Below are 19,100 nucleotides of genomic sequence, written 5' to 3' on the forward strand. Positions count from 1 at the left end.
CCGCTGCGACTAACGAACAAGTTCGTCAGTCTCGCTGCCCTCCCCTGAAGGGGAGGGCGTGATTTTGCCCGCACGTCCGCTCCCCACCCCAATGCGGACATCCGCCGCAAAAAACCGCTGTCCTACATTGTTCGGCTGTGCCAGCCTTCGTCTCGGCTCTTTCGATATGTAGATAAAAGCGGTCACGGCCCCGCTTTACGGATGCGGGCGCGAACCGGCGCGACAGGTTCGGCGAATGCGACCCATGGGCGGCTGCACAAGGCTGACCTTTGCTGAACTTTGAAACGCCACCGCCAAGCGGTCGCTCGCTACCCCATCAAACTCTTCGACGCCTGCTCGGTCGTGTCGCGCGACAGGCCGGGCTGCGCGAGGATGCGCTCGAGTTCGGTTTTCATCAACGCCTGCCGCGCGACGTCGAAGCGTTTCCAGCGGCCAAGCGGCGGGATCATCCGCGCGGCGGTCTGCGGGTTCTTCGGATCGAGCGCGATCACGAGGTCGGCGAGCAGGCGATAGCCCGCGCCGTCGGCCTGATGGAACGCCGCCTGGTTCGCAGCGAAGGCGCCATAGAGCGAACGCACGCGATTGGGGTTGGCCAGCGTGAAGTCGGGATGCTGCGCGAGGGCCGCGACCGCGGCAACGGTGTCGCTGCGCAGCGACCACGCCTGCACCTGAAACCATTTGTCGAGCACCAGCGGATCGTCGCGATAGCGCTGATAGAAAATGTCGAGCGCGTGCGCACGCTCGTCGCTGTCGCCATGCGCAAGCGTCGCGAGCGCCGCCTGCCGTTCGGTCATCCCGTCCGCCGACGAAAAAATGCCGAACGCAAGCGCCGCCACATCCTCCTTGCCGGTCGCGGCGAGATAGGCGAGCGCAACGCCGCGCAGGCGCCGGCGCCCTTTGGCGGCGGGCGAAAGGTCGGTCGCCGCGGGCGCGGGGTTGCCAAGGATAGCGCGCCATTGGCCTTCGAGCGCGTCCCCGATCGCCCCCTGCAAAGCCATGCGCGCGCTGCGGATCGCGTCGGGGTCGACCGTCACCATCTGGTCGCCGATAAACGCCTCGCTCGGCAACAGCACCGCCTCGGCGACGAAAGCCGGATCGTCGGCCGCGCCCGCCAGCGTCCGCGCGACGGCGCCGATCACCGCGTCGCGATTCCCCGCCTCACCCGAGACGGCCGCGACCAATGTGTCGAGCATCAGTTGCTGGAGCGCTTCGTAGCGTGCGAACGGGTCGTCGTCGTGCGCCGCGAGCCATGCGAGTTCGCCCGGTGCGCGTTCGTAATCGACGATCACCGGCGCCGAAAAGCCGCGGTTGACCGACAGCGCGGGCCGCGCGGCAAAGGCGCCGAGCGGCACGCGCTGCGCCGCCCCGGTCAAGGTCACCAGCGTATCGGGCAGCGCCGCGCCGCCGCCGTCCATCGCAAAGGCGGCGAGCCTGAGCGGCATCATCATCGGCGCCTTGGCGGGCTGGCCGGGGGTCGGGGGCACCGTCTGCACGATGTCGAGAAACCATTCCCCACCTTCTTGCGCCAGCGTCAAATGCAGCTTCGGCGTTCCCGCCTGCTCGTACCAGCGGCGGAATTGCGTCAGGTCGATCCCGCCGCCTTCCTCCATCGCGCGGATGAAATCCTCGCAGGTCGCGGCCTCGCCGTCGTGGCGGTCGAAATAGAGGTCGGTGCCGCGCCGAAAGCGTTCGGGGCCCAGCAGGGTCGCCATCATGCGGATCACCTCGGCGCCCTTGTTATAGACGGTGGCGGTGTAGAAGTTCGAAATCTCCTGATAGGAGTCGGGGCGGATCGGATGCGCGAGCGGACCCGCATCCTCGGGAAACTGCGCCGCGCGCAGCACGCGGACATCCTCGATCCGCTTGACCGCGGGCGAGCCCATGGCGGCCGAGAAACTCTGGTCGCGATAGACGGTGAAACCTTCTTTCAGCGAAAGCTGGAACCAGTCGCGGCAGGTGACGCGATTGCCCGACCAGTTGTGGAAATATTCATGCGCAACGACGCCTTCGACCCCGTCGTAATCCATGTCGGTCGCGGTGTCGGGATCGGCGAGGATGTAGCGGGTGTTGAAGATGTTCAGCCCCTTATTCTCCATCGCGCCCATGTTGAAATCGCTGACCGCGACGATGTTGAAGCGGTCAAGGTCATATTCGCGGCCATAGACCTCCTCGTCCCACTTCATGCTGTGTTTGAGCGCCGCCATCGCGTGATGCGTGCGGTCGAGGTCGCCGTCGCGCACCCAGATGCCGAGATCGACCTTGCGGCCCGACATCGTCGTGAAACTGTCGCGGTTGACCACCAGGTCGCCCGCGACGAGCGCGAAGAGATAGGAGGGCTTCGGCCACGGATCCTCCCACAGCGCCCAGTGCGTGCCGTCCTCACCCTCCCCCGACGCGATACAATTGCCGTTCGAGAGCAGGATCGGGAAGCGCGCCCTGTCGCCCGCCAGCCGCACCCTGTAGCGGCTGAGCACGTCGGGGCGGTCGGGGTGGAAGGTGATGCGGCGGAACCCCTCGGCCTCGCACTGGGTGCAGAGCATCCCGTTCGAGGCATAGAGGCCCATCAGCTGGGTGTTGGTCGCGGGATGGATCAGCGTATCGACCTCGACCGTCGCAGCGGTGCGATCGCCCAGGTCGACGACCAGGTCGCTCCCGTCCATGCGCCAGTCGTTCCACACCGCGCCGTCGACGCGCACCTCGGCCGGGGTCAACCCGTCGCCGCGAAGCAGCAGCGGCGCCGGTGCATCGGCCGCGCGCACGGCCGACAGCGCCGCGGTGACGCGCGTTTCCTTGATCCCGAGCGCGAAATCGAGCGCGATGTCGGGGATCTGCCATTCGGGCGGGCGATAGTCGCCGCGGTGGATGGTGACGGGGACGGCGGGAGCGGAAGAGGCGTCGGTCATGCGAATGATCTAGGCTTGGCGGCTGCGCTGCGCAATAATACCATATCCCGGTGATCCCGACCGATGAGGATTGGTGGTCCCGTTTGCTGGCGAGGAGCGGCGGCAGCGGCGATGTGGTTCATCGTCGCGACGCCGCGACGGCGTCCAGCGGGCGGGACCACCAACCCGAAGGGCCGTTTCTGGTGGCCCTCGGACCGCGTCGCCTTCTGGCCCCGATGAACCACATCGCCGCTTCGAAGCCTCCTTGCCGAGAACCACCAGAAACGGTCCTCATCGGTCGGGATCACCGGGATATGGTATGAGGCCACCGATGGGCAAGATGCTGATTTTCGGAATGGGCTACAGCGCGGGCCATATCGCGGACCGCCTGCTGGCGCGCGGCTGGGATGTGGTGGGCACCTCGCGCGACGGACGCGGCGGGACGATCGCGTTCGACGACGAAGCCGCGGTGCTCGCCGCGCTGCGCTCCGCGACGCATATCCTGTCCTCGGTGCCGCCATCGGAAGGGGGGGACCCGGTGCTCGCGCGCTATGGCGAGGCGATCGCGCTCGCGCCGGCGGGCTGGGTCGGCTATCTCTCCTCGACCGGCGTTTACGGCGATACCCGCGGCGCGTGGGTCGACGAAAGCGCGCCCGTAAAGGGCCGCCGCGAAGCGCGCAACGCCGCCGACGCGGCTTGGGCCGCGCTGCGCGCCGAGGTGCGCGTCTTCCGTCTTCCCGGCATCTATGGACCCGGCCGCTCGATCCTTCAGCGTATCGAAGAGGGCCGCGCACACCGGATCGACCTATCCGAACAAGTGTTCAGTCGCATCCACGTCGAGGACATCGCAGGCGGGGTCCTCGCCTCTTTCGCCGGACCGCCGGGCATCTATAACCTCGCCGACAACGAACCCGCGCACCAGAACCGCCTCGTCGAATGGGGTTGCGCACTGCTCGGCGCGCCGCTGCCACCGCTGCAATCGCTGGACGAAGCCGGCCTCTCCCCCGCCGCGCGCGCCTTCTATGCCGAGAACCGCCGCGTCGCGAACAGCAAGGCAAAGCGGCTGCTCGGCTGGGCGCCGCGCTATCCGACGTTTCGCGAGGGGCTCGCCGCCTGCCGCTAAAGCAACACGTCGACCGAGTGGATCGCCACCCCGACGAGCCCGCCGACGAGCGTGCCGTTGATGCGGATATATTGAAGATCGGCGCCGACGGCATTTTCGAGCCGGTCGGTGATCGTCTTGGCGTCCCAGCCACGGATCGTGTCGGACACGAGCCGCAGCGCGGTCTCGCCATAGCTGTCGACCACGCCGACCACCGCACGCCGCGCATAGCGGTTGAGCGTGCGCTTGATGCCGCGGTCTTCGCCGAGCATCGTCCCGAACTGGGTGATCAGTTCGCCGAGCCGCCCCGCGAGCATCGTGTCGGGATCGCGTGCGGCGCGCAAGAGCGCGCTGCGCCCCTGTTCCCACAAGCCGTCGAGCCAGCGCTTGACCGCCGGATTGTCGAGCAGCTCGGCCTGCACCCGCGCGACCTTTGCCTGCACCTCGGGATTTTCCTGCAGGTCGAGCGCGAGCTTCGCCATCCCCTCCTCGACGCGCAGGCGGATCGGATGGTCGGGCTCGGCCGCCATGTCGGCAAGCAGCTTCGCGAGCCCCTTGACGATGCGCTTGGCAATGCTTTCGTCGAGCCCCGTGAAGCGGACGATCGCGTTCGAATTGTCATGCACCATCTGGTGGATCAGATGCTCGTTGAGATCGAGCGTCTTCGATCCCCATTGGACCGCGGCGTCGAGCAACGGCTGATGCCGCCCTTCGGCGAGCGCCGCCTGTAGCGCCTGACCGAGCAGCGGGGCGAGATCGAGTTCGCGCAGGCGATCGGCAATCGCCGATTTAACCATGCCGCCCAGCCTTTTCTGGTCGAGCGCGCCGAGTGCATCGGCGATGACCCGCGACGCGCCGAGCTTCAAACGCCCGCCGCCTTCGGCCGGCTGCGACAGGAACTTGCCGACCGCGCCCGCGATGTCGACGTCCTGCATCTTGCGCGCGATCAGCCGCGGCAGCAGGAAATTGGTGAGCAGGAAGCGCGCGAGCGTGTCGCCGATCCGGTCCTTGTTGCGCGGGATGATCGCGGTGTGCGGGATCGGCAGCCCCATCGGATGGCGAAACAGCGCGGTGACCGCGAACCAGTCGGCCAGCCCGCCGACCATCGCCGCCTCGGCAAAGGCGCGCACGAACCCGACGGCCGGGTGGACGTCCTGGAAATATTTGGCGGTGATGAAGATCGCCGCCATGACGACGAGAAGCCCCGTCGCGACGATACGGATGTTGAGCCCGCCCGTCGGAAGCGAGACCCCGGCCCGCGAATAAAGGCCGCGCCCTCCGATCGACGGGGAAAGACGGTCGTTCATGATGCTTCAAATGGCGCCCTGCGCCAAAGGTTGCAACCGGCGCGGGCGCAAAGGCCCGCGGCTTCGATCTTAGTCCTCACGGATCGAGGTTTGTGTGCTCCCGCGAAGGCGGGAGCCCATCTCCCGCCGGTGCCATCTTGAATCGGCAGGAGATGGGTCCCCGCCTTCGCGGGGACACACGAACCTTTGCAAGCGCCTCACTCCGCGGGATGCGGCACCGGGTCGGCGTGCGGCTTCGTATCGTCGCCGGGGCGATAAGTCAGCAGATTGCTCGAGAAGAAGCGACCGAGCCGTTTCTCGATGCTGTCGGCCAGGCTGAAACCCGCAGGGACGATCAGCAAGGTCAGCATCGTCGACAGGATCAGCCCGCCGATCACGACCACGCCCATCGGCGCGCGCCACGCCCCGTCGCCGGACAAGGAGATCGCGGTCGGCACCATGCCCGCCACCATCGCGACGGTCGTCATGATGATCGGCTGCGCGCGCTTGCGCCCGGCGTCGATCAGCGCCTCGACCTTGCCGATCCCCTTGTCCATTTCCTCGATCGCGAAATCGACGAGCAGGATCGAGTTCTTCGCGACGATGCCGAGCAGCATCAAAAGGCCGATATAGACGGGCATCGAAATTTCCATGCCGGTCACGAGCAGGCCGAGCAGGCCGCCGAGCGGTGCGAGCAGCAGCGACGACATGTTGACCAGCGGCGACAGGAAGCGGCGGTAGAGCAGCACGAGCGTCGCGAAGACGAGCATCAGGCCCGACACGACCGCGATCATGAAATTCTGGATCATCTCGGCCTGCCACTTGGCATCGCCCTGGATCACCTTGCGGATGCCCTGCGGCATATTCTTGACCGCGGGCAGCGCGTCGATCTTGGCTTGCGCGTCGCCGGTGACCAGGCCGGGCGCAAGATCGGCGCCGATCACGATACGCCGCGTCTGGTTATAGCGGCGAAGCTCGGTCGGGCCCGAACCGAAGCCGATCTCGGCGACCGACTTCAGCGGCACCGTGCCGCCGTTGGCAGTCGGAACCGGCAGATTTTCGAGCGTCGCAAGGCTGCGGCGCGAGTCTTCGGACAAGAGCACCCGGATCGGAATCTGGCGGTCGGACAGCGAGAATTTCGCCGCATTCTGGTCGATGTCGCCCAGCGTCGCGATACGGATCGTCTGGCTGAGCGCCGCGGTCGTCACGCCGAGGTCGGCGGCAAGGTCGAGCCGCGGCTTGAGGATGATTTCGGGACGCGGAATATCGCCCTCGATCCGCGGCGCGCGCAGTTCCTTGAGTCCCTTCATCTCCTCGACGATCCTGTTCGCGTGCCTTTCGAGCGCGACCGGATCGTCGCCGCCGATGATGAACGTAATGTCGCGGCCCGAAAAGCCGCCCGACTGGCTCTGGAACGACACGCGCGCATCGGGGATCGCCGCGAGCTTGGGTTGCAGGCCGCGCTCCCAATCGACGCTCGAAATCTCGCGATCCTTCTTGAGCGTCAGGAAAGCGTTCCCGCCGCCGACATTGACGTCATAGAAGGCGGTCTCGACCACCGGACTGTCGTCGAGGATCGCCGAAATCTGGCGCGCGATCGTCTCGCTCTGCTCGAGTGTCGAACCCGGCGGCAGTTCATATTTGACCTGGCTATAGTCGCTGTTCGTCGTCGGCTGGAACTGCTGCGGCAAGGTCGCGAACAGGACGAGGCTGAGCACGAAGGCGCCGACCCCGATGCCGACGATCCACACGCGATGGTCGAACAGGCGCGCATAAGCGCGGCGCAGCATGAACGCCGCCCATTCCATGAAGGCCCAGCGCCGCACGTTGAACGCATAAGCGACGCCGCCCAGGACGATCGCGACAAGTTCGCCGACAAGAAAGGCCATGACCGCCGTCAGCGGCATCAACAGCATGAAGTGCAACGCCGGGTTGGGCGCATCCTGCCCCGCGGGAACGGGCTGGAAATATTGCGCGATCGACGCAAGCGCCGCGATGCCCGCGACCACGAGGCCCGGCGCCATGAACGCCAGCCGCGTCGGCACCGCGTCATAGCGCGCGCGCACCGCCTTGTGCTTGCCGCTGTTGAGCGTCCAGCCGAGCACGCGCTCGTAACGGTCGATCCACGGTCCTTCGGCGTGGCTCTGCTCGCCCTGCGCCGAGAGGAAATAGGCCGCGATCATCGGCGTGATCATGCGCGCGACGGCCAGGCTCATCAGCACCGCAAACACCACGGTCATGCCGAACTGGATGAAGAATTGCCCCGACACGCCGGGCATCAGCGCGACGGGCAGGAACACCGCGACGATCGACATCGTCGTCGCGACCACGGCGAGGCCGATCTCGTCGGCGGCGTCGATCGCCGCCTGATAGGCGGTTTTGCCCATGCGCATGTGGCGGACGATATTCTCGATCTCGACGATCGCATCGTCGACGAGCACCCCGGCCACGAGGCTGAGCGCGAGCAGCGACAGGCCGTTGAGCGAAAAACCCATCAATTCCATGAACCAGAAGGTCGGGATCGCCGACAGCGGGATCGCCATCGCGCTTATCAGGGTCGCGCGCCAGTCGCGCAGGAACAGGAAGACGACGACAACTGCAAGCACCGCGCCCTCGATCATCGCCTCCATCGAGCTGCGATATTGTTCCTTGGTATATTCGGTGCGGGTGAAGAGGATCTTGAACTTCACCTTGGGGTTGTTCTTCTGGATCTCGTCGAGCTTCTTTATCGCCGCGTCATGCACGGTGACGTCGGATGCGCCCTTCGCCTTTTCGATCGAGAAGGACAGCACCTGCCGCCCGCCGATCTTGGCGAGGTTGCGCTGTTCGGCGAAGCCATCGGACACGCGCGCGACGTCGGACAGCCGGATCGTGCGGCCATTGCCGATCGAGATCCGCGTTTGTCCCAGTTCATAGGCGCTGCCGGCATTGCCCAGCACGCGCACCGCCTGTTCGGAGCCCGCGATTTCGGTGCGCCCGCCCGCGGCGTTGACGTTCACCTGCCGCAGCTGCTGGTTCACCTGGCTCGCGGTCAGGCCATAGCTTTGCATACGCGCCGGATCGAGGATGACCCGGATTTCGCGATCGACACCGCCCGAGCGGCTGACCTGCGCCATGCCGGGGATCGACAGCAATTCCTTCGCCACCGTGTTATCGACGAACCAGCTGAGCTGCTCGAGCGTCATATCGGCGGCTTCGACCGAGAAATAGGTGATCGGGCCGCCGGCGATGTCGACGCGCATGATTTGCGGTTCGAGAATGCCGTCGGGCAATTCGCTGCGGATCTGCGACACCGCCTGATTGACGTCGTTGTAGGCGCGGTCGATCGGCGTGCCGATCGCAAATTGCACGAAGGTTCTGCTGCTGCCCTCGCTGACATAGGAGGACATTTCATCGACCCCGCTCACCCCGCGAACCGCCGCCTCGACGCGCTGCGTCACTTGCGTTTCGAGCTCGGTCGGCGCGGCGCCCGGCTGCACGACGATCACCTGCACCGCCGGGAATTCGACGTCGGGATTGTCGTTGACGTCCATCCGGTTGAAGCTGACGAGGCCCGCGAGCAGCAGCAGAATGAACAATACGATCGGCGGCACCGGGTTGCGGATGCACCAGGCGGAGATGTTGCGGAAATTCATGGATCAAACGCCTCTGTGCAGTGCCGGTGCGATTATTTCGATGCCTTCTGGACGACGGGCTTCACCTTGTCGCCGGGATTGAGGAAGGCGCCCGCGAGCACGACCACCCTCTCCTGCCCCGTCAGGCCGGACGCGATCGACACGCCGTCGTCGGTGACGGTGCCGACCTTCACCGGCTTCTGCTCGATCTTGTCGTCCTTGCCCACGATCAGGACATAATTGCCCTGCGGACCGCTCTGCACCGCGCTTTCGGGAAGCAGCGGCGCTTCGTCGGCACCGGCGATCAGCCGCGCATCGGCGAAACCGCCGGGGCGCAGCGCCTTGCTGTAGGGCACCGCGATGCGCACCGTGCCCTGCCGCGTGTCGGGATTGATGACCGGCGAAACCTGCCACACCTGCCCCGCGATCTCGAGATTGGTGCCCACCGGCGTGACGATTGCGCGCGTGCCGACCGATATGCGCTGCAGGTCCGCATCGGCGAGCTGCGCGAGCATTTCCATCTCGCCGCCTTTCGCCATGCGGAACAATACGCCGCTGCCCGCGCCGACAACCTGCCCGGGCTCGACCTGGCGCGTCAGGACCAGGCCCGCCGCGGGTGCGACGATGTTGAGCCGCCCGTTGCGCGCGACCGCTTCCTGATATTGCGCCTGCGCGACGCGGACGCGCGCCTGCGCGGCGTCGCGGGTGGCGCGCTTGCGGTCGATATCGGCCTTCGACACGAAGCCGCGCGCGACGAGTGCCTGCGCGCGGTCGAGTTCGGACTGCGCGAGTTCGGCATCGGCCTGCGCGACGCGGATCGACGCGGCGAGGCTCGCCGCCTGCTGCGATTGCACCGACCGGTCGATCACTGCGAGCGGCTGGCCCGCGCCGACCCATTGGCCGGGTTCGACGAGCACGCGGACCACCTGCCCGCCCTCGCCCGCCACGCCGACGGGCATTTCGCGCCGCGCGGCGATCGTGCCGTTCGCGGCGATCGCCGCCTGCACCGACTGCTGGCCGGGGATCATCACCGTAATCGTCGGAACGGTGGCGCCGTCCTCCTCGCCCGCGGCGCCGCCCGCCGTCGCGGCGTCGCCGCCCTTGGCCGCCGAGAAGGCATACCATGCCGCAGCGAGTATCAGTGCCACCAGGACGAGCCCGATGATCAGCCGCATCCGCTTGCGGCGATTGTCCGCCGCCTCATAGCTTTCCGCCTCTTCGTAAAAGCCCTGGGTCGAACCCGCCACGCTGTCCATCGAATCCACTTTCCGCTCGTAGTTCATACCCGCATCCCTTTCTGCCGCTTTCGGCAGCCGGAACCCCGATCGCCCTGCGACCCCGCCCCCCGATCGGCACGACGAGACCTCTGGAAAATCCTCGAAGGTGTATTACCGAATTAAATCACCCCTGACAAGGGGAAACGAAAGGCGTCGATACGGCCCTCGCTCAAATCGCGGAGTGCCGCTCATAAGCCTTTTCCCCGGCTCTTTCCAGTACGCTGGACACGAAAAGGGCGACCGGCCTTCCGCCGGTCGCCCCTTGTCCCCGCGGGCCCGGACGCCCGCAGGATGTCGAAGGTTAACGCAGCCGCCCGCGCCGGAACAGATTGACCGCCGCCAACAGGATGATCGCGCCCAGAAAGGCCGTCAGCAGCGTCCGCCAGTCAAAGGCGTCGCCGCGCAGGTGGCCGCCCCCCAAAAGGCCGCCAAACAGGAACCGGCCGAGGATCGACCCGATACAGCCGACCACGATATTCAGGAAGATACCTTGCTGCGCGTCGGTTCGCATGACGATGCTCGCCAGCCATCCGATGATGCCGCCCATGATGATTGCGATAATCCAAGTCATAAGATGACCCCCTATGATCCTTGCCGATGTCCGCGGGCGCGGACGCCGGGATGCTAACCCAAATGGCCCGATTTACCTAACGGAATGGCGGCCGCGCCGGGCGCTGCCGCCTTTCCGTCCGCCTTGCGGACACGCAATCCTCAGCGCACGCGGCCGCGCCGCACGAGATTCACGATCGCCAGAAGGATGAGCGCCCCGACCAGCGAGGCGAGGAAACTGTACAGCGTGATCCCCGCATTGATCGAACCGCCGAGCAGCAAGCCGCCGATAAAGGCGCCGACGATACCGACGATGATGTTGAGGAAGATACCCTGTTGCGCGTCGGTGCGCATGATGATGCTGGCGAGCCAGCCGACGATGCCGCCGATGATAAGCCAGATGATGATACCCATGGTTTTGCTCCCTTCGTTGCACCGGAGCGATGGGCGCGCGACGCGTGCTTTCGCAAACGCCCGGTCGCTTCCGACCATCGTTTCGCCGAGTATCAGCACAATGCCACGATGAAGCAAAAGGTTCCCGGCCGCACCGCGAGCGATCCGGCCGGGAGAGTGGGATCAGTTCCGGTCGGGGAACTGCTCCGGGTCGCAAGGCGGGCATAGGATGGGGTCGGCGACCGCGATATGACCGCGATCACAGAGCCGGGATTTTCGGGAAGGGCGCCGATTCGCTGCGCGCATACGAAATGGGGGCCGGCATCGCTGCCAACCCCCACTATCCGGAATTTGCGCTAGGCTTCTCTGCTTCGGGTCATCCCGGTCCGCTTCTCTTGCGATCGGCGGCCCGCAAAACGATCCGTCGCGGTAGCAGGCAACGCAGTCCGGCGACGGTTTGGTCGGCCCCCTTGCGGGGGCCGGCCGCACCTGAAAAGCCCTTCATCATCTTGTCCGAGCGTCTGCCGAAGCACACAATCTTCAAAAGCGATGGACTGCTTTTCATCCGATCGGGTCGGTTGCAACTCGTGGGAATTGCGGCCTTCCGTGATCGGCTATCGGTCCGTTTCCTCGTCGATCCGTTCCGTTTCAATCGGGCTGGTCTTGCAACGAGCCTTCCTGTCCCGGGGGTTCGACGTCTCTGCCGTCCCGATGAGTTGAAGCTGTCACGAAGCGGGACGCGCGCCAACAAAAAAGCGCGCGAAACCGCGCGTGGTTGTGGATAAGTCGGGCATTAGCAATTTGGCTTTGCCGCGCAGCATTTTTGTAACGCCGCCGCAACATTTTCGGATTCGGATTACGGCCCGAGCCAGCCCTTGCGGAGCTTCGACTCGGATCACCGATCGCGACTCGGACTCACGCCCGCCCCAGATCGCCCTTGCCCACGGTCCCCGACGCCATCTCGAGCATCCGGTCGAGGCTCTTCTTGGCGCCGAGGCGCAATTCCTCGTCCATCTCGATCCGCGGCTGAAGATCGCGCAGCGCGACGTAGAGCTTTTCCATCGTGTTGAGCGCCATATAGGGGCAGATGTTGCAGTTGCAGTTGCCGTCGGCGCCCGGCGCGCCGATGAAGGTTTTTTCGGGCAGCGCCTTTTCCATCTGGTGGATGATGTGCGGTTCGGTCGCGACGATCAGCGTGTCGCCGGGGAAGCTCTTCGCGAACTGCAATATGCCGCTCGTCGAGCCGATATAGTCGGCGTGGTCGACGATATGCGCCGGACATTCGGGGTGCGCCGCGACGGGTGCGCCCGGATGCTGCGCCTTCAGCTTCAAGAGCTCGGTCTCGCTGAACGCCTCATGGACGATGCACACGCCGGGCCACAGCAGCATATCGCGCCCGAACTTGCGGTTGAGATAGCCGCCGAGGTGCCGGTCGGGGCCGAAGATGATCTTCTGATCCGCGGGGATCTGGCCGATGATCGTCTCGGCGCTCGACGAGGTGACGATGACGTCGGAGAGCGCCTTCACCGCCGCCGAGCAGTTGATGTAGGTCAGCGCGATATGGTCGGGATGCGCTTCGCGGAAGCGTTTGAACTGTTCGGGCGGGCAGCTGTCCTCGAGGCTGCACCCCGCGTCCATGTCGGGCAGCACGACGATCTTCTCCGGCGACAATATCTTGGCGGTCTCGGCCATGAACTTGACCCCGCAAAAGGCGATGACGTCGGCGTCGGTGTCGGCCGCCTTGCGCGACAGTTCGAGCGAGTCGCCGACGAAATCGGCAAGATCCTGAATCTCGGGCTTCTGGTAATAATGCGCAAGGATCACCGCATTGCGCTCCTTGCGGAGCCGGTCGATCTCGGCGCGCAGGTCGAGGCCGGCGAGCGTTTCGCGGACGGGAGCAGTCATGGCTTTTCCTTATCTGGCCTTTGCCTTGAGCGCCCTCCTACACAGGGGATTCGGACAGGGCAATTCGGAACCTCAGCCGCCGGCGAGCCTCGCCGCGAGCGCCGCGACGGGGGGCGTCAGCGACAGGCCATAGATGGCGATGCGCGTCGCGATGACAACCCCCGCCACCGCCCGCGTCGCCGGATGGATGCGCCCGAGCGTGCGGCGATCGTAAAGCGCGACGATCCCTACCGCGACCAATTGGCATAGCGCGACGGGGATGTCCGACCAGCCGATCATCAGCGGCAACGGCAGGATGCGCCCGAGCGCGGGTTCGAGGATCACGATCGTCGCGCCGATCATCAGCCGGCGGTGCCAGTCGGTGCGGCGCCGGTTCCGGATCGCGGCGGCGACCATCGCGCCGAAGACCAGCGCTTCGACCGTCGTCAGCGCGAGGAAATAGGGCGGCGTGAAGAAGGGCGGATAGCGATGCAGCACCAGCGACGCGACGCCAGTGAAGATGCCGAGCGCGACGATGAAGGCCGCGAGCGCGGCGGCGATCCAGCCGAGCCGCCGGTGCCGCGCCATGTCATCCCTTATGACGAAGGTCGGCTGCACAACCAGCACGCCCAGCCAGGCGAGCATCGCCAGCCCGTGCAGATGCACCCATGGCGGTGCGCGCAGCGGATCGACGAAACCGCGCGCCGCAAATTGCAGGAAGCCGAAGACGATGAAAACGGCAAGGCCGATCGCCATACGCTGCCAGAACCGTTCCGCGCGCACCGCGCCCGCCACCGTCGCCATGCCCCACCCTCCTGATCCGAGGAGGTGCTGTTTACCCCAGTTCGCGCGCCGCCGGAAGCCGGATTCAGCCGGCGGGCGCGCCCGCAAAACGCGCCGTGACGGTCGCGTCGATTCCGGCGGCCCTCAGCGGCATGGCGAAACTCTGTTCGATGGCATTGCGCGCAGCGCCCTCGGCAAGCCGCATCGGCGTCGCGCCCCTTGCCTGCTTGATCAGCTCGGCCTGTGCGGCCTTGCGGTTGGCGGCGTCGAGCACCGCTTCGGCGTCGGTGAGCGTCAGCAGGATTTCGCCGTCGCGAAACTCGCTGATCGCGTCGATGTCAATCTCGGGTCCGGCGAGTCGTAGCGGCGGCAGGGTCACCGTCAGCGATTTGGTCGCCGCGTCCCAGTCGAGGTCCGACGGCTCGAGCTTCGCCAGATCGACCTCGTAACGCACCGTGCCCGGCATGATCAGCGTCTTCTTCGCACTGAGCCCCAGGCGGCTTTGTGTCGAGGTCACCACCGCGACATAGCGCGCGGTGAAGGGGACGAGCACATTCTGCTCCTGCAGCCCCTGCAGGCTCGCCGCCACGACCGTCTGCGGGTCATAGCTTCGCTGCCAGCCATCCCATGCGCGCCAGCCGAGGAACAGCGCGAGCGCAAGGAGCGCGACGACAAGGATGCGAAACGCGCCGCGGGTCATGCGACCAGCCTCCACGCCTCGTCGTCGCGCGCGACGCGGCCGCGCTGTTCGAGATCGAGGAGATGCGCCAGCACCGAGCGGCCCGCAGCGCCGGTCAGGCGCGGGTCGAGCCCCTTGTACATATGCTTGACCATATCGGGGATCATCGCCGTCCCGCGCTCAAGCTCGCGCAAGATCTGCCGCTCGCGCTGCTTGCGATGGCCGAGCATCCCGCGCACGAGCTGGCGCGGCTTGGCGACTGCGGGGCCGTGCGCGGGATAATAGACGCGGTCTTCGCGCTCATGGAGTTTCGAAAGGCTGGCCATATAGGCCGCCATGTCGCCGTCGGGCGGGCTGACGACGCTTGTCGACCAGGCCATGACATGATCGCCGGTAAACAACGCCCCGCTTTCGAGGAGCGCGAAGCAGAGATGGTTCGACGTGTGCCCCGGCGTCGCGACCGCCTCGAGCGTCCAGCCGTCGCCCGCGACGCGATCGCCGTCGGAAAGGATGCGGTCGGGCGCATAGTCGGGGTCGAACGCCGAATCGGCGCGCGGGCCGTCGTCCTTGAGCACCAGCGGCGCGCAGCCGACGATCGGCGCGCCCGTCGCTTCCCTCAGCGGCGCCGCAGCGGGGCTGTGGTCGCGATGTGTATGCGTGCAGAGGATCGCGGTCACGCGCTGCCCCTCGGTCGCGCGCAGGATCGCGTCGACATGGCCCGTGCCATTGGCGTCGGGCGGGTCGCCGATGCTCATGCCCGATCCGGTCGGGCCGGGGTCGATCACCGCGACCTCGGCGCCGGCGCCGACGATCCACGTCTGGGTGCCGGTGAAAGTATAGGGCGATGGATTGGGCGCAAGCACACGGCGCACAAGCGGCTCATGCTGCTCGCACTCGCCGGCGCGGATCGTGTCGGGCCAGGGCTTTTCTTCGGTCACGCGCCTCATGTGGCATCGCAGCCGCCAAAGAAAAAGGGGGTGCGCAACGGAAAAGGGAGCGGGTGAAGTGTCCGCTCCCTTTCCCCGCCCCTGCCGCCGATCCCAACCGGGGACGTGGATCGGCGTCGTAAACCGTCGCGACTCTTAGTGTTTCGTGCGCTCCATATCGGCGATCGCGCGGTCCATGTCGGCGATGACCTTGGCGCGCATTTCGGCCGACAGCTGCGACGACGCCGCGCCGCTCGCAAAACGGTCGCGCGCCTTTTTGAGCGCGTCGATCTGGCCCGAGAAATCGGCCTTGCTATCGCAGCGGACCATCAGGACGCGGCTCCGTTTGTCGCCTTCGCGGTCGTCGCGATCGACGATCGGCATCGCATTCCCACCGTCGGCACAATGGGCGAACGCCATCGCCTTGCCATCCTTGGCGATCCACGCCGCTTCGGGCGGCATCGGAGGAATCGGCGGCATGGGCGGCAACGGCGCCATTGCCACGCGAAGGCTTTGGCGGCGCTTCGCTTCGAGCTTGTCGGCGATCGCCTCGGCCTGCGCGCCCGAAATGCCCTGTTCGGTCAGGGTGGCGAGGATATCCGCGCGCGACAGGCTGCCGGGGATGCGAAACTCCATGTGGCGATCGTTCGGCGCGCCCTCGCCGCCATCGTCGCGGACGACGACGCGCGTCACCTCGCGGCGCTGGTCGCCCGCCGCTTCATCGCCTTCGCGCGTGACGATCATCGTCCTATACACGCCTTCGGTGGGTGCGGGCGGCGCGGGGGGAGCGGGCGGCGCGGGAGGGGCCGGAATATCGCTGACTGCGGGAGGGGCCGGCGGCGCCGGAACATCCTGCGCTTGCGCTTTCGCGGTGCCCGCCGGAACGAGCGTCGCAGTCGCGGCGAGCACGCCGAGCGCGGCACCGCCGACGAGCAGGCGCCCGACGAGGCCGCGCGTGCGCGAAATATCCTTCTGCATCAGCATCGTCAGTCTCTCCTGCAAATTGTCGTGCGAGGCCATCGGCGCGGCGAGCGCGAGGCGCGGGCCCACCGCGGTCTTGGCGATCGCGGTCGCATAGCTGGCCGTCCGCGCGCGCCGCTCGCCTGTCGCCGCCGCCATCGTCAGCACGCGCGCGTCGCACGCCGCCTCCTGATCGAAGCGAAAGGCGCGCAGCGCACGCCAGGCGAAGGGATTGAACCATTGCGCCGCGAGCAGCAGCAGCGCCGCGGCATTCGCCCACAGGTCGCCGTGCCGGTGGTGCGACAGCTCGTGGTCGATCGCCAGCGCCCGCTCGTCCGCGGCATAGCGGGCGAAAAAATCGCGCGGCACCGCGATGAAACGGCGCCACAGGCCAAAGGCGACCGGCCCGTCGACCGCATCGGTCATCACCAGCCGGATCGACCCGAACGGATCGAGGTCGACACCCCCCGCCAGCACCTCCGCCTTGAACCGGCGATGCGCGGCCAGCGCCCGCACCAGCACGAACAGCGTGCCCGCGAGCCAGAGCGCGAAGAGCGGCGGCAAGGCGTCGGCAAACGCCCAGCTCGCGTCCGGCGCGGTCGCCGGGGTTGTAATCGCGTGCGCCGTATCGGCCATTCCGATCAGCACCACATCGGCGGGAACCGCGGGCGCTGCGACGGGCACGGCGGCCGGGTCGCCGAAAGGCAGCGGCGGCAGCACGAGGCGAAGCGCGGGAATCGCCCACAGCGCATAGGTCAGCCCCGGGCCGAAGCGCCGCGCAAAGGGCTTGCGGACGACGAGCACTGCCGCGACGAGCAGTGCGGTCGCGAGCATGGTATCGCCCCACGCCTCGAGCATCAGCGCGGCGCTCACGACTTCAGCCTCTTCAGCAGCGCCTCAATCTCTTCGATATCGGCGTCGGACAGCGCCTCGCGCTCGGCGAGATGCGCGATCAGCGGGCTGACGCGGCCGCCGAACAGGCGGTCGACGAAGCGCTGCGATTCCTCGCCCACAGCCTCGGCGCGGTCGATCGCGGGGCGGTAGAGATAGCGGCGCCCGTCGGCTTCGGCAGTGACCGCGCCCTTTTGCACCAGCCGCGCGATCAGCGTCTTGACCGTTGCCTGGGTCCAGCCGTTCGCGGCGCCGATGCGCGCGGTAAGGTCGGCGGCGGTCTGCGGCGCCTCGTCCCACAGGGCGCGCAGCACCTGCATTTCGGATTCGCTTGCGCGTTCGGCCATGGAACCCCTCCTTCGCCTTCATCCTGCAATACGACTACATGTGTAGTCAATTCCCTGAACGCTGGCTGAATGGCGACAGCAAGGGTCAATGTGTCGGGATTTTTGACAGGCAGAGAGGGTGGTAAGAAATCAATAACCATCGAACGGGCCCCGAATGCGTGCGACGCGCCATTTGGCACGCGCCTTGTATGGTGTGATGCGTTCCCGAGTGTTCCGCTCAACTGAGCGGCAGGGGATATCGGTCTGGTCCCTGATATCCCCTGCCCTCACCGGGAAATCCCCACTTACCCCCCGAGGCAAATGGGGGGCGAGCGGCCGAAAGGCCCCGCCCCCCGATGCTGCGTCGCTGCGGAGCCATTTTGCCCGGTCCGCTCTCTACGCGCATGTCTGCCACCTTATCGGGCTGAAGGTCCGCGAGCGCCCGATGAGGCCTTGGGTGTCGGCGAAAATCTGCCTATCGTCATCGGGATACTCGCTACGGCGACGCGGCTGACGGGGAAGGATATTCGATGGGCGGCCATAACCAGGGCCATTCGCATGCAGGGCACAGCCATGCGCCGCGCAGCTTCGGCATGGCATTCGCGGTCGGTATCGGCCTCAATGTGGCGTTCGTGGCAATCGAGGCGGTTTATGGCGTCCTGAGCAATTCGCTGGCGCTGCTCGCCGATGCCGGGCACAATCTGAGCGACGTTTTCGGGCTCGCCATCGCATGGGCGGCGGTCCTCGTCGCGAAAAAGAGACCGACGCCGCGCTTCACTTATGGGCTTCAGGGAAGCACCATTCTCGCCGCGCTGGCCAACGGCGTGTTCCTAATGCTGGCGGCGGGCGCGATCGCGTGGCAGGCGATCCTGCGCTTTTCCGACCCCGAACCCGTCGCCGGCAACACGGTCATGACCGTCGCCGCGATCGGCATCGCGATCAACACCGGCACCGCCTTGATGTTCCTGCGCGGCCGCAAGGGCGACATCAACATCCAGGGCGCCTTCCTGCACATGGCGGCGGATGCGGCGGTGTCCGCAGGCGTGGTGATCGCGGGACTCGCGATCCGCTACACCGGCTGGAACTGGCTCGATCCCGTTACCAGCCTGCTGATCGTGGCGGTGATCGTCTGGAGCACATGGGGCTTGCTTCGCGAAGCCGTCGCCATGTCGCTGGGGGCGGTCCCGTCGGGGATCGACGCCGAGGCGGTCGAGCGCCATCTGGCCGCGATCGAGGGTGTCGATGCGGTCCACGACCTGCATATCTGGGCGATGAGCACGACCGAAACCGCGCTCACCGCGCATCTGGTGGTGCCGATCGAGGGCGACCGCGACATTTTTCTGCATCGCGTTGCGGGCGAGATGCACGATCATTTCGGGATCGGCCACACCACGCTCCAGATCGAGCGCGATGCCGAAGCCTGTGCGCTCGAGCCGATCAACGGCAGCGGCTGTCGACCGCCGGGCCATCGGCACCGGCCGGACGGGCTGTGCGAGCGGGAAGGAAGCGCGCAGGCGCACCGCGGCGCTGGACATTGACGCCGCCGCC

14 protein-coding genes are annotated in these 19,100 nt (G+C 66.6%); 2 read left to right on the forward strand and 12 right to left on the reverse strand.

Going from position 1 to position 19,100, the window contains the following annotated elements; translation table 11 throughout:
* Window positions 1–308 precede the first annotated feature (308 nt).
* Window positions 309–2,903: an aminopeptidase N gene (pepN, locus tag CHB69_RS04745; protein WP_089214860.1), complete on the reverse strand. Its 2,595-nt coding sequence runs from the start codon at window positions 2,901–2,903 to the stop codon at window positions 309–311.
* A gap of 310 nt (window positions 2,904–3,213) precedes the next feature.
* Here pepN and CHB69_RS04750 point away from each other — a divergent pair, with 310 nt between their 5' ends.
* Window positions 3,214–4,005 carry a Rossmann-fold NAD(P)-binding domain-containing protein gene (locus CHB69_RS04750; protein WP_089214861.1) on the forward strand — a complete coding sequence of 264 codons (792 nt, stop codon included), beginning with the start codon at window positions 3,214–3,216 and terminating at the stop codon, window positions 4,003–4,005.
* On the opposite strand, the gene CHB69_RS04755 is transcribed toward CHB69_RS04750, so the two are convergent.
* The 11 genes from CHB69_RS04755 to CHB69_RS04805 all read right to left on the reverse strand — a co-directional run bounded on the left by CHB69_RS04755 (window position 4,002) and on the right by CHB69_RS04805 (window position 17,573).
* On the reverse strand, window positions 4,002–5,174 hold the full coding sequence (locus CHB69_RS04755) for a DUF445 domain-containing protein (protein WP_245836568.1): 1,173 nt from the start codon (window positions 5,172–5,174) through the stop codon (window positions 4,002–4,004). The genes CHB69_RS04750 and CHB69_RS04755 overlap by 4 nt on opposite strands.
* A gap of 314 nt (window positions 5,175–5,488) precedes the next feature.
* Window positions 5,489–8,905: an efflux RND transporter permease subunit gene (locus tag CHB69_RS04760; RefSeq protein WP_089214863.1), complete on the reverse strand. Its 3,417-nt coding sequence runs from the start codon at window positions 8,903–8,905 to the stop codon at window positions 5,489–5,491.
* 32 nt (window positions 8,906–8,937) lie between these two features.
* Window positions 8,938–10,167, reverse strand: coding sequence for an efflux RND transporter periplasmic adaptor subunit (locus CHB69_RS04765; protein WP_089214864.1), 1,230 nt, complete (start codon window positions 10,165–10,167; stop codon window positions 8,938–8,940).
* A gap of 295 nt (window positions 10,168–10,462) precedes the next feature.
* On the reverse strand, window positions 10,463–10,732 hold the full coding sequence (locus CHB69_RS04770; protein ID WP_089214865.1) for a GlsB/YeaQ/YmgE family stress response membrane protein: 270 nt from the start codon (window positions 10,730–10,732) through the stop codon (window positions 10,463–10,465).
* Between the two features lie 140 nt (window positions 10,733–10,872).
* Complete coding sequence (locus CHB69_RS04775; protein ID WP_089215075.1) at window positions 10,873–11,124, reverse strand: GlsB/YeaQ/YmgE family stress response membrane protein; 252 nt, start codon at window positions 11,122–11,124, stop codon at window positions 10,873–10,875.
* Between the two features lie 894 nt (window positions 11,125–12,018).
* Window positions 12,019–13,008, reverse strand: coding sequence for a quinolinate synthase NadA (gene nadA, locus CHB69_RS04780; protein WP_089214866.1), 990 nt, complete (start codon window positions 13,006–13,008; stop codon window positions 12,019–12,021).
* 72 nt (window positions 13,009–13,080) lie between these two features.
* Entirely contained in the window at window positions 13,081–13,791 is a 711-nt protein-coding gene (locus CHB69_RS04785; RefSeq protein ID WP_089214867.1) for an adenylate cyclase, read from the reverse strand.
* 64 nt (window positions 13,792–13,855) lie between these two features.
* On the reverse strand, window positions 13,856–14,470 hold the full coding sequence (locus CHB69_RS04790) for a DUF4230 domain-containing protein (protein WP_089214868.1): 615 nt from the start codon (window positions 14,468–14,470) through the stop codon (window positions 13,856–13,858).
* A complete protein-coding gene (locus CHB69_RS04795) occupies window positions 14,467–15,396 on the reverse strand; it encodes an MBL fold metallo-hydrolase (protein WP_170935437.1) in 930 nt (309 codons plus the stop codon). Before CHB69_RS04795 ends, CHB69_RS04790 begins: the two co-directional genes overlap by 4 nt.
* 135 nt (window positions 15,397–15,531) lie before the next feature.
* Entirely contained in the window at window positions 15,532–17,208 is a 1,677-nt protein-coding gene (locus CHB69_RS04800) for a M56 family metallopeptidase (RefSeq protein WP_089214869.1), read from the reverse strand.
* Window positions 17,205–17,573 carry a BlaI/MecI/CopY family transcriptional regulator gene (locus CHB69_RS04805; RefSeq protein WP_089214870.1) on the reverse strand — a complete coding sequence of 123 codons (369 nt, stop codon included), beginning with the start codon at window positions 17,571–17,573 and terminating at the stop codon, window positions 17,205–17,207. Before CHB69_RS04805 ends, CHB69_RS04800 begins: the two co-directional genes overlap by 4 nt.
* A gap of 509 nt (window positions 17,574–18,082) precedes the next feature.
* On the opposite strand from CHB69_RS04805, the gene CHB69_RS04810 reads away from it, so the two are divergent.
* Window positions 18,083–19,090 (forward strand): cation diffusion facilitator family transporter, encoded by a 1,008-nt coding sequence (locus CHB69_RS04810; RefSeq protein WP_089214871.1) that lies wholly within the window; start codon window positions 18,083–18,085, stop codon window positions 19,088–19,090.
* Window positions 19,091–19,100: the final 10 nt, after the last annotated feature.

The organism is Sphingopyxis indica (genome assembly GCF_900188185.1).
GTDB lineage: Bacteria > Pseudomonadota > Alphaproteobacteria > Sphingomonadales > Sphingomonadaceae > Sphingopyxis > Sphingopyxis indica.

Coding starts and splice junctions, on each gene's coding strand:
- pepN (WP_089214860.1), bottom strand. CDS start 2,903: ATGACCGACGCCTCTTCCGCTCCCGCCGTCCCCGTCACCATCCACCGC.
- CHB69_RS04750 (WP_089214861.1), top strand. CDS start 3,214: ATGGGCAAGATGCTGATTTTCGGAATGGGCTACAGCGCGGGCCATATC.
- CHB69_RS04755 (WP_245836568.1), bottom strand. CDS start 5,174: ATGGCGGCGATCTTCATCACCGCCAAATATTTCCAGGACGTCCACCCG.
- CHB69_RS04760 (WP_089214863.1), bottom strand. CDS start 8,905: ATGAATTTCCGCAACATCTCCGCCTGGTGCATCCGCAACCCGGTGCCG.
- CHB69_RS04765 (WP_089214864.1), bottom strand. CDS start 10,167: ATGAACTACGAGCGGAAAGTGGATTCGATGGACAGCGTGGCGGGTTCG.
- CHB69_RS04770 (WP_089214865.1), bottom strand. CDS start 10,732: ATGACTTGGATTATCGCAATCATCATGGGCGGCATCATCGGATGGCTG.
- CHB69_RS04775 (WP_089215075.1), bottom strand. CDS start 11,124: ATGGGTATCATCATCTGGCTTATCATCGGCGGCATCGTCGGCTGGCTC.
- nadA (WP_089214866.1), bottom strand. CDS start 13,008: ATGACTGCTCCCGTCCGCGAAACGCTCGCCGGCCTCGACCTGCGCGCC.
- CHB69_RS04785 (WP_089214867.1), bottom strand. CDS start 13,791: ATGGCGACGGTGGCGGGCGCGGTGCGCGCGGAACGGTTCTGGCAGCGT.
- CHB69_RS04790 (WP_089214868.1), bottom strand. CDS start 14,470: ATGACCCGCGGCGCGTTTCGCATCCTTGTCGTCGCGCTCCTTGCGCTC.
- CHB69_RS04795 (WP_170935437.1), bottom strand. CDS start 15,396: ATGAGGCGCGTGACCGAAGAAAAGCCCTGGCCCGACACGATCCGCGCC.
- CHB69_RS04805 (WP_089214870.1), bottom strand. CDS start 17,573: ATGGCCGAACGCGCAAGCGAATCCGAAATGCAGGTGCTGCGCGCCCTG.
- CHB69_RS04810 (WP_089214871.1), top strand. CDS start 18,083: ATGGGCGGCCATAACCAGGGCCATTCGCATGCAGGGCACAGCCATGCG.